Source organism: Eubacterium sp. 14-2 (assembly GCF_000403845.2).
Taxonomy (GTDB): Bacteria; Bacillota; Clostridia; order Lachnospirales; family Lachnospiraceae; genus Petralouisia.
This window is the reverse complement of sequence record NZ_KE159567.1, coordinates 990329-1005597: the sequence shown is the minus strand read 5'-3', so window position 1 is coordinate 1005597 and position 15269 is coordinate 990329. Positions and strand designations below refer to the sequence as shown.

General features: G+C 45.0%; 11 protein-coding genes. 1 reads left to right on the top strand and 10 read right to left on the bottom strand.

Going from position 1 to position 15269, the window contains the following annotated elements; genetic code table 11:
* Window positions 1–301: 301 nt before the first annotated feature.
* The 6 genes from C805_RS11785 to gap all read right to left on the bottom strand — a co-directional run bounded on the left by C805_RS11785 (window position 302) and on the right by gap (window position 8194).
* Window positions 302–1561, bottom strand: a complete 1260-nt coding sequence (locus C805_RS11785) for a zinc-binding dehydrogenase (RefSeq protein ID WP_016214074.1) — start codon at window positions 1559–1561, stop codon at window positions 302–304.
* An 18-nt stretch (window positions 1562–1579) separates the two neighbouring features.
* A complete protein-coding gene (locus tag C805_RS11780) occupies window positions 1580–3445 on the bottom strand; it encodes a PTS mannitol transporter subunit IICBA (RefSeq protein WP_016214073.1) in 1866 nt (621 codons plus the stop codon).
* Between the two features lie 94 nt (window positions 3446–3539).
* Window positions 3540–4301 (bottom strand): DeoR/GlpR family DNA-binding transcription regulator, encoded by a 762-nt coding sequence (locus C805_RS11775; protein WP_016214072.1) that lies wholly within the window; start codon window positions 4299–4301, stop codon window positions 3540–3542.
* A gap of 644 nt (window positions 4302–4945) precedes the next feature.
* A complete protein-coding gene (gene tpiA, locus C805_RS11770; RefSeq protein WP_016214071.1) occupies window positions 4946–5695 on the bottom strand; it encodes a triose-phosphate isomerase in 750 nt (249 codons plus the stop codon).
* Between the two features lie 59 nt (window positions 5696–5754).
* On the bottom strand, window positions 5755–6963 hold the full coding sequence (gene pgk, locus C805_RS11765; protein ID WP_016214070.1) for a phosphoglycerate kinase: 1209 nt from the start codon (window positions 6961–6963) through the stop codon (window positions 5755–5757).
* Between the two features lie 214 nt (window positions 6964–7177).
* Window positions 7178–8194, bottom strand: coding sequence for a type I glyceraldehyde-3-phosphate dehydrogenase (gap, locus tag C805_RS11760; RefSeq protein WP_016214069.1), 1017 nt, complete (start codon window positions 8192–8194; stop codon window positions 7178–7180).
* A gap of 270 nt (window positions 8195–8464) precedes the next feature.
* Here gap and C805_RS11755 point away from each other — a divergent pair, with 270 nt between their 5' ends.
* Window positions 8465–9265 (top strand): histidinol-phosphatase HisJ family protein, encoded by an 801-nt coding sequence (locus tag C805_RS11755; protein WP_016214068.1) that lies wholly within the window; start codon window positions 8465–8467, stop codon window positions 9263–9265.
* A gap of 221 nt (window positions 9266–9486) precedes the next feature.
* On the opposite strand, the gene C805_RS11750 is transcribed toward C805_RS11755, so the two are convergent.
* From C805_RS11750 to C805_RS11735, 4 genes are all read right to left on the bottom strand, one after another.
* The gene (locus C805_RS11750) at window positions 9487–11694 is read right to left on the bottom strand and encodes a beta-propeller domain-containing protein (RefSeq protein ID WP_016214067.1); all 2208 of its coding nucleotides are present in this window, start codon (window positions 11692–11694) and stop codon (window positions 9487–9489) included.
* Between the two features lie 2 nt (window positions 11695–11696).
* The gene (locus C805_RS11745; RefSeq protein ID WP_016214066.1) at window positions 11697–12173 is read right to left on the bottom strand and encodes an RNA polymerase sigma factor; all 477 of its coding nucleotides are present in this window, start codon (window positions 12171–12173) and stop codon (window positions 11697–11699) included.
* 251 nt (window positions 12174–12424) lie between these two features.
* Window positions 12425–12850: a hypothetical protein gene (locus C805_RS11740; RefSeq protein WP_016214065.1), complete on the bottom strand. Its 426-nt coding sequence runs from the start codon at window positions 12848–12850 to the stop codon at window positions 12425–12427.
* Entirely contained in the window at window positions 12850–15258 is a 2409-nt protein-coding gene (locus tag C805_RS11735) for an ABC transporter permease (protein ID WP_016214064.1), read from the bottom strand. Before C805_RS11735 ends, C805_RS11740 begins: the two co-directional genes overlap by 1 nt.
* Window positions 15259–15269 lie beyond the last annotated feature (11 nt).

The following is a 15269-nucleotide window of genomic DNA, read 5'->3' as shown; positions in this document are numbered from 1 at the left end:
TATAAACAATTTTTTTTAGAAATAAAAGAATAAATTCAACAAATTATTTCTGAAAGAAACGCAGGAGTTCACAAATACAGAACCAAATGCCCTGACCATAAAAAATAAAAAGACACCATGCAGGAAGCAAATATAGAGCAATATCCTGATTAATTCTGCACAACTTATATTATTTCCATTTTACATACCTCAAAACAGACTGTCGTATCTGTAATTTCATACGACAGTCTGTTTTTAAATTTACACTTATTGAACTGCTATTCCATAAAGTATGTTTTTTATCAACACATTTTTATCATTATCATTCCTTTACCCCGAAATGTTCAAACAGCATCTTCTCTGCTTCTTTGGACCAGAGCCCTTTATTTCTCTTACAGCATTCATCCAGTTCTTTAAAGAAGGGGTCTTTTTCTCCCAGTTTTCCAAAATCATCAATGGCTGTCATGGGCATATCAAACTGTGTGTAAGCCAGTTTTTTCCCACCGGGAATGTCAGGCAGATTACTGGTGGCCTCTGCAATGGAATCCATGCCTCCCACATGAGTAACCATAACTGCAGAGTTAATCAATCCTCTGGCTGATTTTTCAATGGCCTCTTTCATATCATTGGTATTGCCGCCTGTGGAACCCATGATTTTGGTTCTGGCATAATGGCAGTCATAGAGGTTCATGCTTGCGGAAAACTGTGTGTCTGTCGGGCCTGCAAAGAAATTCATGCAGCCATCCACAGAAAGCAGACGGTTACCCATTTCTGCAATACTCTGTACCGGAGCATAGACAAACACGTCACTGTATCCCACGCCTTCGGTGATGGCCCGAAGCTCTGCCACAGGGTCTTCCATACCGGCAGTATTGATATAATGGAGTTCCACGCCCTTTTCTCTGGCTTCCGCTTCTGAAACCACTTCTTTTGCCCTGGCAATTTTCTCGTCATTGATGTCTGTCACCACAATACGTTTCGGTTTGTTTTCAAAGGTAAGGCCATAGCTTACCGCTCCCAGACCCATGGGGCCGCAGCCGCCCAGAATCAGAATATTTCCGCCGGCCAGTGTTCCCATTTTGTGCTCATAGGAAAGATGTTCATTGTGGTAGTTGCTGTGATATCCGCCGATACAGCAGCTCATGGGCTCTGCAAGAGAAGCCTCAAAGTAGCTGTCCCCGTCGTACTCCCAGATACATCCCTTTTCGATGACGTCATTCGGGAAAATACAGTAGGTTGTGGCGCCGCCGAAAAATTCATAAGAATATCCCGGTGATTCCATCTGTCCGGGGATGGCCGGCTGCTGGGCAAATTTTTTTCCTTCGTGGAACTGATCTTTCCATTTCGCACCTACTTTTACAATATCTCCGGTAAATTCATGGCCGATAATGACCGGATGTTCCGCAACGTTTTCCGGTACCCGTTTGTGTTCCTTTCCTGCCTGCACCATTTTCCAGGTGGACATGCAGATACTGTCGCTGACCACTTTTACCAGAATTTCATCCTCTTTGATTTCCGGAAGTTCAAACTCCTCCAGTCTGATATCATTTGCTCCGTAAAGTCTGACGCCTCTTGCTTTCATATTTATTTCCTCCTGATTTTAATTTAATTTTTCCAATACCCATTCTGTCCGATCTGTTGTTTTAAATTCCTCCAGAACAGCTTCGTCTTCCAGCATGCTGCAGATTTTTCCCAGCAGTTCCAGATGTTCATCCCCTACTCCTGCAATGCCGAATACAAGCTGGGCCTTTTCTTCTCCGAACGCAACGCCCTGCGGATACTGCAGAACCACAATGCCGGTCTTTTTCACCGTTCCTTTGGCCTGAGATGTCCCGTGGGGAATCGCCACTCCAAGACCCATATAGGTAGTCACGATTTTTTCCCTCTCCTGCATGGCTGCAATATAAGAAGAATCCACATAGCCCAGTTTTACCAGAAGCTCTCCTGCCGCCTGAATGGCTTCTTCTTTGGAAACAGATTCCAGATTCAGTCTGATTCCGTCTTTTACCAGAATCCCGGTTCCAACGGATGCGGGCCCGGTTTCCTCCTGGGGCTGTACTGACCTGCTGTTCTTCTGTCCTTCCCCTTCCACTGCTGTCAGCTGTGTATACAGGGTATCCAGAGCAGGATCTGCCAGGAAATTATTGATGGTCACTATCTGAGCATCGGGCACCGACTTCCTTGCCCGTTCAACCAGTGTAACCTGCACCACTGCAATGTCGCAGTCCGGCGGAATGGTATCTACCGATGTATTGATTACCGTCAGATCCGGCCGCTGTGCTTTTATCCGGTTTCGGAATTTCGTTGCTCCCATGGCCGAGGAACCCATGCCTGCATCGCAGGCGAATACCACCTTTTTCACACCTTCCGCTATGATGGAAACCGGAACATGGGATATTCCCTTTGCTTCTGCTTTCCGTCCGGCCATCTCTTCCTGCGCTTCTTCCAGGCTTTTGCCTTTGGACATACGGATAATAGCAGAAGAAACCCCAAAGGAAATCACAGTGGCTATCAGAACGCCCACAATTACCTGAATCATTCTGTTTCCCGGCGTCATCATCAGATATGCGATAATGGAACCTGGGGAAGCGGGTCCCACCAGTCCGCAGTCCGTCAGAGTGAACCAGAAAATGGCAGCCACATTGCCCAGAATCGGCCCCACAATCACAAGGGGATTCATCAGAATATAGGGGAAATATATTTCATGGATACCGCCTAACAGATGGATAATCACTGCGCTGGGCGCAGACTGTCTGGTTTCTTTATCCTTGCAGAAAAACATGTAAGCCAGCAGTACCCCAAGTCCGGGACCGGGATTTGCCTCCAGCATATACATGATGGATTTTCCGGTCTCTGCCGCCTGAGCGGTGGCAATGGGCGTAAAAATCCCATGATTCAGAGCGTTGTTCAAAAACAGTACCTTTGCCGGCTCGATAAAAATCCCGATCAGCGGAAGTACGCCGTGTTCCACCAGAAAAGTCACTCCTGCAGACAAAATGCCGAGAATCAGGTTCATAAAGGGTCCTACTGCCAGAAATCCGAACATGGCCAGCAGCATCCCCAGAATGCCCACGGAAAAGTTGTTAATCAGCATTTCAAAACCTGCCGGCATATGCCCTTCCATGGCACTGTCAAACTTTTTTATACAGAATCCTGCCAGAGGCCCCATAATCATGGCTGCCATCAGCATTGTGGTGTCTGGATCGCTCATAATAGCGCCCACTACGGCAATTGCGGCTGTCACGCCTCCGCGCTCGCCGCCAATAAGCCTTCCGCCTGTAAAAGCGATTAAGATTGGAATTAAATAAACTAAAACAGCTGAAAAAATTGTGGCAAATCCCTCATGTGGAATCCAGCCTTTGTCGTTAAAAAACGCGGCAAGAAAACCAAATGCGATTAACGCACCAATATTGGGCATAATCATTGCTGAGAGAAATTTACCAAAGCGCTGAACTCCGTTTTTCATAAATTATCTCCTTTGACATTGGTTTGCTCCTGACTGCAATATCACTGTCCGTATATGGATACAGATGATTCCTGAGAGGACTGCCTGTTGTGCATCAGATAACCGGTATCTTATAATTTCTGCATTCTTCCAGAAATTCCTCTGAAAGGCTGCCGTCGGAAATAATAAGATCCACATCCTCCAGTCCGCAGATGGTATATGTACTTTTCACCCCTGTTTTGGATGAATCCATCAGGATAATCTTCTGTCCGGCCCGGTTCATTACAGTCCTTTTCAGGGCTGCTTCCTCATCCACGCCGCAGGTAAATCCTGTCTGTTCACAATAACCGGTGACACCCATAAACACCTGATCGAAATTAATTCTTCGCACTTCCTGTATTGTATGAATTCCGCATACGCTCATGCTGTACCGGTTCATGGTTCCCCCCAGCACATGTACTGCCGGATTCTTTAATCTGGAAAGTTCCGCCGCACAGGTCAGCGAACTGGTATATATCAGGTTTGACTGGTCTCTCATGCAGGCTGCCAGCGCCGTAGTGGTACTTCCGGAATCCAGAAAAACTGCGGTGTCTTTCCGAATGAGTTCCAGTGCCTTTTTTGCAATCAGCTGCTTTGCCTCAATATTGCGCACCAGCCTGCGGCTTAACATATCATCGGTTCCCACTACAACGTCCACGGATTTTGCGCCTCCATGCACCCGGACAATCCGTTTTGCTTCATCAAGAGCTTTTAAATCTGTGCGCAGTGTCATTTCGGATATCTGCGGAAATTTCTTCTTTAACTGTGCAAAACTGATATTTCCGCTTTGATTTACCAAATCTACAATTGTATTCCTGCGCTGTTCCATTGCATCCATTTTCATACCTCCTGGGAGTCCGCAGCCAGTCACAGGCCATGGCTCCGTATTTTCACTTCATAAGCATCTTCTCCCTTCATCTTATCACATTTTTTCACTTCTGCAACCTTTACTTTTGTTTCAAAAATTCTCCCTTCGAAAGTTGTTGTTACGAAAGTTTATATTGTTATAATAACAGCATTTTTCCCCTTTGTCAACTGTTATTTCAAAAGTTTTGTTCGTTTTTGAAACAACAGTTCTGCTATTGTCTGTACAGGAAACATCAGGATTACGTCAGGGACTTGCAGACAGCTATTAAATCCCATTTTTGACTTCTGTAAGGAAACATGCTATATTGAAAATACTGGAAATTTTTCCGGAAATTATACAGAGAAAGGAAGTAAATTTAGAACAAAGTGGGCAAGCCCACTTCAACTCCCCTACCCCTCACTCATGAGGGGCTTGCACATTTTGCTGCGCCGAGCACAATTGCGAAGCAATATTTCACCTCTTGTGCGAGTACCCTCGCTTCGCTGGGGCAGACCCTGCGCATAATTATTTTTATCTTACAGGAAAGACCTTGTCACGCTAAAGCGTGACAAGGTCTTTCCTGTAAGATAAAAAAAGGCAGTGACCTGTATGCGTCACTGCCTTTTTCCTGTTCCTTATTTATAATTTACGATTTTGCCAAAATCTGCTTTCAGGGAAGCTCCGCCAACCAGTCCACCGTCAATGTCCGATTTTGAGAACAGTTCCGCTGCATTACCTGCATTTACAGAGCCGCCATACTGAATACGGATCGCTTCTGCAGTTGCTTCGTCATATACTTCTTTGATACATGCACGGATTGCTGCACATACTTCTTCTGCCTGGTCGGAAGTAGCTGTTTCTCCGGTTCCGATTGCCCAGATCGGTTCGTAGGCAATGACTGCCCCTTTTGCCTGATCTGCAGTTACATTCTGGAATGCAATTTTAATCTGCATACGGATCCAGTCAATATAAATGCCCTGTTTTCTCTGGGTTAAAGATTCTCCGCAGCAGATAATGGGAGTAATTCCATGCTCGAAGGCTTTCAGCACTTTTTTATTTACTGTCTCGTCAGTTTCCGCGAAATATTCTCTTCTCTCAGAATGGCCGATTACCACATATTTTACACCGGCATCTGTCAGCATATTCGGAGCAATCTCTCCGGTATATGCACCGCTCTCCTCATAGTACATGTTTTCTGCACCAATGTTGATATTGGAGCCTTTTGCTGCTTCCATTGCAGGAATAATATCAATAGCCGGTACGCAGAATACCACATCCACCTCATCGTTTGCCACCAGCGGTTTCAGTTCATTTACCAGAGCAACTGCTTCGCTGGGAGTTTTATTCATTTTCCAGTTTCCTGCAATAATTTTCTTTCTTGCCATAATCTTATCCTCTTTCTTTTACCTGATAACGAAAACTCTGTCCGCCATCTGATTTCCGTTTATTTATTGGTTGCTGCTGCCACGCCGGGAAGCTCTTTGCCTTCCAGGAACTCCAGAGAAGCTCCGCCTCCGGTGGAAATATGGCTCATCTTATCGCCGAATCCCAGCTGATTTACTGCTGCTGCAGAATCGCCGCCGCCGATAATGGTAGTTGCATCTGTCTCTGCCAGAGCCTTTGCCACTGCAATGGTGCCTTCCGCAAGGGTGGGATTTTCAAATACGCCCATAGGTCCGTTCCATACCACAGTCTTTGCAGATTTTACCGCGTCTGCAAACATTGCTGCTGTCTTGGGTCCAATATCGCATCCTTCCCGGTCTGCAGGCATATTTTCCGCATCATACATTACCACATCTACCGGTGCATCAATAGGATTGGGGAATTCTGCAATGGTTGCGGAATCAACCGGCAGTAATAATTTTTTGCCGAGTTTCTCTGCTTTTGCAAGCATTTCCTTACAGTAATCTACCTTGGTATCATCTACCAGAGATTTTCCGATTTCATAGCCCTGTGCTTTTAAGAATGTATAAGCCATACCGCCGCCGATAATCAGGGTATCGCATTTTTCCAGCAGATTGGAAATTACATTCAGTTTATCCGCAACTTTTGCGCCGCCCAGAATTGCAACGAACGGTCTTACCGGATTCTCCACTGCATTTCCGAGGAAATCAATTTCCTTCTGCATTAAGTAACCAACTGCCGCTGTTTCAACCAGCTCAGAAACTCCCACGTTAGAGCAATGCGCTCTGTGTGCGGTTCCGAAAGCGTCATTTACAAAAATATCACAGAGTGAAGCCAGATCTTTGGAGAACGCTTCTCCGTTTTTGGTTTCTTCTGCACGATAACGGGTATTCTCCAGTAAAATAACTTCCCCGTCGTTCATGGCTTCTGCCGCTGCTTTTGCATTGGGTCCCACTACTTCAGGATCTGCCGCAAATTTCACTTCCTGTCCCAGTAATTCGGAAAGTCTCTTTGCCACCGGAGCCAGTGACAGTTCCGGTTTGGGTTCTCCCTTGGGTTTGCCCAGATGGGAACAGAGAATTACTTTGCCGCCGTCGGCAATCAGTTTCTTAATGGTAGGAAGGGCAGCTACCAGACGGTTTTCGTCTGTGATTTTTCCTTCTTTTAAAGGTACGTTAAAATCGCATCTGCAAAGAACACGTTTGCCCTTTACATTGATGTCGTCTACAGAAACTTTATTTAAAGACATAATGAGTAACCTCCTGCTTGATTATTTGACGGTTGAAAGAAGCCTGCCTTTGAAATTCCGCGCCGGGGCAGTCTCTTTAAGGGAACAGGTTCTTTCTCAATAGAAGAAAAAAGGGTCCGGTCCTTAAAAGACCGGACCCTTTTTGAGTCTTATCTGCACCTGTACAGCCTGTCTCAGAAAAAGGCAGCCTGCTCTGTACAGTAATTATTGATTCTTATGCTAATTCGCTGAAATATTTGATTGTACGAACCATCTGGCTTGTGTAGCTGTTCTCATTGTCATACCAGGAAACAACCTGTACTTCAAATAAGTCATCAGAAACTTTGGAAACCATGGTCTGTGTAGCATCAAATAAGGAACCAAATTTCATTCCTACGATATCGCTGGATACGATTTCGTCTTCGTTATATCCGAAAGATTCATTTGCTGCTGCTTTCATAGCTGCATTGATTCCGTCTACTGTTACATCATTGCCCTTAACAACTGCTGTTAAGATGGTGGTGGAACCTGTAGGAGTCGGGACACGCTGTGCAGAACCGATTAATTTGCCGTTCAGTTCCGGAATAACAAGACCGATTGCTTTTGCAGCGCCTGTGCTGTTGGGAACGATATTTACTGCTGCTGCACGGGATCTTCTCAGATCGCCTTTTCTCTGAGGTCCGTCCAGAGTCATCTGATCGCCTGTGTAAGCGTGGATGGTGCACATAATACCGGACTGAACTGCTGCATATTTGTTCAGAGCGTCAGCCATCGGTGCCAGGCAGTTTGTGGTACAGGATGCTGCGGAAATAATGGTATCTTCTGCTTTTAATGTTTCATGGTTTGTATTGAAAACGATAGTAGGAAGGTCGTTTCCTGCCGGAGCAGAGATAACAACTTTACGTGCGCCTGCATTGATGTGAGCCTGTGCTTTGTCTTTGGAGGTGTAGAATCCGGAACACTCCAGAACAACGTCTACTTTTAAGTCTCCCCATGGGCAGTTATTTGCATCCGGGAAAGCGTAGATCTTGATTTCTTTTCCATCAACAGTAATGGAATCTTCACCGGCAGTAACCTTATCTGCCAATGCATATTTTCCCTGAGATGAATCATATTTTAACAGGTGAGCCAACATTTTGGGACTTGTTAAATCGTTGATTGCTACTACTTCGTATCCCTCTGCACCAAACATCTGTCTGAATGCCAGACGGCCGATACGTCCGAAACCATTGATTGCTACTCTTACTGACATGATAATTCCTCCTAATTTTGAATGAATTTGTTTTTGCTTGGATATAATACCCAACTTGTTTATATTTTAACTAATATCCGAAAAAAATTCAAGGGCTTTTTCAACTTTGTTCGCGGATTTTGGCAACAAACCCGTTTTTGTACATTTTGTTGTTTTTGTCAAAAATCACTCTGTATCTTTTGACAATCGCAGAAATGTGGTCTATTATTCTGTTAAAAGATTAACAAACATAATCTGACAAATGATAATTATGCTTAAAGGAGGTTTTCCATGCTTTGGGATACACACATGCACACGCATTTTTCCACCGACAGCGATGCGGATACTTATGAAATGATTCGGTCTTCCATAAAGGCCGGCGTTGACGGAATCTGCTTTACAGACCACCTGGACATTGGCTATGATACTTCCCCTGAAAAATTCATGCTGGATATTCCGGCATATTTTAAAGAAATGCAGGCAGTTCAGACAGAATTTCAGAATGAATTTCCTGTCTGCGCGGGAATTGAAATCGGTCTGCAACCTTACCTGAAAGATGTGCTTCCCGGAATTATAAAGGAACATCCCTTCGATTTTGTCATTGGTTCCTCCCATGTGGTTCATGGCCAGGATCCCTACTATCCGGAATATTATACAGGTAAAACGGAGGATGAAGCCTACCGGGAATATTTTGAATCCATTCTGGAAAATCTGGCTGTTTTTGACTGTTTTGATGTATATGGGCATATTGATTATGTGGTACGGTACGGCCCCAACCAGAACCGCTATTACAGCTATGACAAATTTGCTGACGTACTGGACGAAATTCTGCGTGTTCTGATTGAAAAAGGCAAAGGAATTGAAATCAACACCGGAGGCTTCCGATATGGTCTCGGTCATCCCAACCCTGCTGAATGCGTATTGCGCCGCTACCGGGAAATGGGCGGTGAAATTATCACCATCGGCGCAGATGCTCACAAACCTTCGGATGTGGCTTACGATTTTTCAAAAGTACCTGACCTGTTAAAACAGGCGGGCTTTAAATATTACACCGTGTTCCGGAACCGGAAACCTGAGTTTTATAAACTGTAAAAATACGCGCCATTTGCGGTGCGTCAGAGCATACGCATATTATTTTTCTTCTATAGGAAGACACTTTCGCGCGTTAGCGTGACAGGGTCTTTCCTAATAGAAGAAAAAAAGGTGCAGTCCCCTCGGTCTGAAAGGGGACTGCACCTTTTGCTGTTGCCGGCTGTGGTCAGCCGGCAATTTTCTCGCTCCCCGCAGGATGCATATTACGTTCCTCTGTTCTGTCATGGAGCCAGCTCTGTTATTTTATTTTTGTCCGTCAGGCTGTAGCCTTCTATCCTTCCATTTGCACACATCAGATAAAAACAGTCCCCGATGTAGGTGCCCCGCACTCTCCAGGAATACATGTCACTGTCACTGCAGTCAATACTCAGAACCTCTTTAAATGCTCTGTCCTCGTAGGAATACAGCAGATAGCTGTTCTTCATCTCTTCCCCATATCCTTCTGCCTGGAAACCGAAAATGTTTTTCTCCGTGTCAATCAGAACTGCTTTATATTCGTACAGTGCCTGTGCGTAATGATAATCAGACAGGTTCTGTCTGGACTGTTCTTTTACATCAGCCGGATTGGATATATCAAACATGGAAAGTTTCAGTCCTTCTGTAACCCCGGTGTTTTCATCTGCTTCCATGCCGATTCCCAGAAGAAGGTCTTCTCTGTAAAAATGCAGATACTCAGAAAATCCGCTGATTTTCAGTTCCCCCAGTACCTTCGGCTGTTTCGGGTCAGACAGGTCTACGGAAAACAGGGGGTCCGTCTGCCGGAATGTTACAAAATACCCGGTATCTCCCATAAACCGGGCGGAATAAACCAGTTCATCTTTTGCCAGATTTTCTATTTTCCCGGCAACGTCCAGTTTTTCATCCAGCACATACAGGCTGTTGGTGGTCATCCGATCCATCCCGTCATATCCCAGTACCTCACCGGTAACATCATCTTTTATTTCCTGCACATTCTGGGATTCCACTGTGGTTACCAAACGCAGGTAACCCTGATACTCGTTCATGGCCATATCATCCCGCAGCGTTCCTTTTACCGTACCTTCCGCTTCTTTTTTCATCTTTCCGTCCCGATAAGAAAAACGGTAAATTCCGGTGCTGTCGCTCTTTGGGCCCTGCTCCTCGTAATTTATATAATTTCGGTCTGTCACATAGATGTTACCAGGGCTTACATAAAATTTATCCGCAGCGGTTACGACAGCTGCCGTATCTGTGAATTTATCCGGCTTTTCCATATTAATGGAAACCATTACCAGATAGGAGGCCGTATCTGTTTCCTCCGGCAGATAAATTTTATCCGGGGAAAGGGGCTCTCCGTCCACTTCCGGAACGTACGCCCTGTAATCCTGCTCCAGCCTGGGCCTGCAGGCGCTGCACTGGGTAAAGAAGTAAAGATACCCGTCTGAAATTCTGGATTCCCGGTAGTTTCCTTTTACGGTAAAGGTGTGATACTCCTGCGGCTTTGTTCGGTCTTTGATATCATATACATGAATTTTGCTGTAAGCTGTTTCCCGATAATATTCCTCCGGCTCTGAATCGAACAGGCTGGTCACTGCTTCTTTTATGGTATCCAGAAAATTCCTGCCGGACTCTCCCTGTTCCTGTTCTGAAATGCCCTGACTCACCCATCCGTTTTCAATTACCACAAGACGGTCTTTCCACACATAAATATTGCTGATTTCATTGTCAAAACTTCCCACTTCTGCCGCTTCTTTCAGGCCGCCCTCTGTGTCAGCAATCTGAACATAAAATTTTCCATTCCGGGCAATTACCTGATAGAGATATCTTCCGTCATTTTTAATGATATCCGCTTCGTCCACATCCGCTTCCTGCTGATTGGTCTTTCCGTACATTTTCTCATCAGAGTTTTCCCGGAAAGCAGTATCTGCAGCTCCGTCTTCCGTTACTGCTTCTGTGCCTGCTTTTCCTTCAGATGGGACATCGCTTTCCTCTCCACCGGTATCCATGGCTCTCTCATCTGTAACCAGCTCCATGGATTCCTGTTCTTCCCAGACCTCAGAAAAAGCCTGATACAGTTCCTGGTAGGTGGTACCCTCTTTCAGCTCTCCTCTGTCTGCAGTGACTTTTTCAATGGCTGTATCTTCTGTCTTTGTCCCTTTTGAAATTTCCTTCGGGCCAAATGCGCTGTCCTGGTCTATGGAACGCCCTGCTGCAAACAATACCGCCGCCACGCAGGCTGCAACTGCTGCGGTACCGCACCACCATCCGCGGTAACTTTTCCTCCTGTTATTCTCCTCCTTTTTCTTATTGTCCATGGCTTCCCTCCTGTTCTTTTCTGTGTTTTCCCTCAGCCAGGCTTCCATACGGTCCGGCTTCAGGCTCTCCGGTATCTCTTCTGATTCCGCTGCCTTTTTCAGATATGCCTCCATGGTTTCTTCTGTCCATGCTTCGTTATTATCCTGTCTGCCCATCCCTACACCTCCAGCTTCTTTCTCATTTTTTGGAGCGCCCTCCGGTATCCGGATCGGACGGTACTGTGGTTTTTTCCCAGAATGTCCGCTATTTCCCTGCTGGTATATCCGCCGAACACAGATAAAGCCACCACGAACCGTTCTTCCTCCTTTAATTCCCCAAAAACCTGCCTCACTGCAGACGCCATGGCAAAATCCGGTTCCCGTGACAGTGATTTTTCCTGTGAGGGAGAAATCTCTTCAATATTTTCTTCTCTGCGAAACCAGACTTTTCTCCTTTTCCTGCACCGGTTTATCAGAATCTGCATAATCCAGGGGCCGAATTTTTCTCTGTCCCTGAGCTGATAAAATTTTTCATATGCAGCCAGCACCGCATCCTGCACCGCATCTTCTGCTTCCTGCTGATTCTGCAGGTAAAGCCAGGCCGTTCGGTACATCTGCGGGTAAACTTTTTCATAACACCGCATAAACTCTTCCATATGGGCCTCCCTCCTGAAGTCGTTCGGATATCCTGATTTATCTGTGTATATTATTCTTTATTTCTCTTCTTACATAATAAGAGTTCTTTTTACGCCGAAATGTTGCATCAAGATTTTACCAGTTAGCAGATCCTTTTTCAACCAGTCAATCAGCTCCTCTTTTTGCTTTTACCGTACTTCTGTGCTTTGGATTCAGGCAGTCAGGTGAAAATATAAAACTGCCCCTTTGGATCATCAGCAGAGCAGCGATGTCAGTCTAACACAATGTTGATTTTTTCTCCGGTTCCACTCTGAAACGAATAGTGGAACCGGCTGTTTTCCTGCCTGGTAACAATAAAAAATTCCTCACTCGTATCCACATCGAACTGTGGAATACGGTCAGGATCTGTCACTTCAACACGTTCAAAGCAGTCTTTTTCATTGAACTGCAATTTTTTTATCTGCTCTGCAATCAGGGTGTATGCATTTCTGTTGGGAAGTGATTCGGCGATTTCCATATCTGCTTCCAGCACACGGGCAAGATATTGGGCATATCCCTGTGGAAGAATTTCTTCCGCAGGAATAACAAGTTCTTTCGTATCAGAACTGCGTATTTTTTCTGTGAGCACGGCAATCATTTTTGGGGAAAGCACGATAACATCGTACTTTCCCGTGATTCTGATTCTGTATTCTTTCATCAGCACTCCGCCCCTCTGAGACGTTCCACAAGCGCCTCCTTTGAAAAACTTTTCATTGATACAAGGGTAATGATAAGCGGCACTGCAATCAAAACGCCTGCGTAGGCAAGGGCAAAAACCACAGGGAACTGAAACGCCATGTAAAATGCGCCCATACCATAAAGTGCCTTGCAGAGTGCATAACCGCACAGCGTACCAACAGTCATAGTGACGCCAACAGCAGCAATAACTAAAAGCAGACTTTCGCCGAGAAGCATTTTTCGGATTTGACTTTTACTCATACCAACAGACTCAAGCATTGCAAGTTCCTGTTTACGGGTAACGATATTGCTAATCAGCGTATTCATCATACTCAAAATACTGAACATCATAATAAAAATGGCAAGCCCGCTAATTGTCCCAAACAGTTGATTTGTGTTCTGCTCATACATAACTCTGCGGTCCGCAAGTGTCTCCATGTCAAGCTCAGACTTTTCCGCTATCATCTGTTCAAGCGCTTCACCGACTTCATCTTCCTTATCGGCTTCCGTTGATACAAGCAAATCAGAGTTTAAACTGTCATAGGATAACCATTTCAAAACAGCCTGTTCAGGCATTAAAAACCATCCGTTAAGCCCATTATGGTCAAGCACGTACTCATCATTCAGAACGCCAAGTATCGTAACTTCCTTTTCTGCCATTTTACTGCCGTCATAGTAATGAAGTATAATCTTATCTCCAACCGTAAATTCCCAACCGTAAATCTCTGCTGCATTATCATTTCCTGCCGCAAGGATATACCCGCCGCCCATCAGCTTATCGTAGTCGGCGTTTCCATCTGCCAGATATTTACCGATTTCTTTTGTTTCTTCCTCAGTTAATGGACATATTTCGTCATTGTTGTTGTACTCATCATTTTTCGGATAATCAAAAAGCACGCCAAAGTTCTTTATTTCTGTTACCTTTTTTACGCCATAAAGAGCAGTAATCCTTTGTATCAGTTCACTGTTCAGCGGGGAATCCGCCTGCATACCACTCATCCCATTTTCATTTAACGAAACAGCGGATGGTGAATACTGAATATGAAACTCTGCTTCTTTCCAAATCCCCTGCCTTGCGTAGTTTTCCTTATCAAAGGATGACATATAAGTGGCTGCCGTCATAAAGAGGACGCCGCCGAGCGCAAGAGAAGCCAAAGTGATAACCGCTTTCTTTTTGTTTTTGGAAAAGTTCATGATACCTAAACCAAACGGTGTTAAGCTGCGGCACATTTTTTTGTTTGCTGTCTTTTTCATATCATCCTGCGCTGTGTAGCGCATGGCTTCCACAGGGGATACCGCAGCCGCCAGGCGGGCAGGCCTGTGTACGGAAATCATCGTGATGATATAAACCGTCACAAATACGCACACGGCAATCAACAGCGTATTGATAATACGAAAGCCCGACGGAATAATAAAATAGCCCGCTGCCGCGCCTGTCAGAATACCGATGGGAGAGGCATACAAAAACAGCCTGCTTCCCTCTTTTGATACGAGTTTCTTCATCTGTTTCCGTGTCATTCCAATGGTGCGAAGCTGTCCGAACTGATGTATTTTCCCAATAACGGACAGATAGAATACGCCGTAAATAACAAGAATACAGGCAAGCAGAATAACCGCACCCACCAACCCGTAAATCAAAACATTCTGTGTATTTACAGACAATGATTCCATAAACATCTTTGACGGACTGATATATTTTCTTTCAATGCCTGCGTCACTGCCAATGAGATACATCGCCTCCCTGCAGTCATCAGCGTTCATTGCAGCTGCACCGTAAAGTCTGGCATATACTTCATAAGGCATATTCTTTAACTGACTGCCATTCTCGGCATAGCCTTTAGAAAAGAATACGGAAAACTGTTTTGCTGTATCTTCCCCTTTCAGGATACCTGATACCACAAATTCCTCTGTATTGCCGTCATAGAAAGTAAATGTTACCCTGTTTGCAGGCACAGGTTCGATACCCATTTTTTCAAGCATTGCCGCCTGTACTGCAATTTCATTTTCTGTTTCGGGAAGTCTCCCGCTTTCGAGTTCTCCAATTTGAATTTTGTCGGACAGTTCGCTGACATAATACGGCATTATATCAAAGCCATCCATTTCAGAAAGAGTACCTGTCTTAACCTGTATCTGATATGCAATACGCTCATCATTTTTCAGCGTTTCCACCTGCTCATCCGTCAGGTTATAATAACCTACCTGCTGTCTGTGGGAAAGTTCATTCCTGACCTGCTGATTTTGTCCCATTGCAAACATAAGGATTGCTGTTAAGAGAGCCGAAGCCAAAACAATGGTAATCATCACAAAGATGTTACGCATACGGCCTGATTTCAGACTTTGCTTTGACATTTGCGTTATCATTTTCAAACTTATTTTTTTGCCGCTCATTTTTAAGCCCC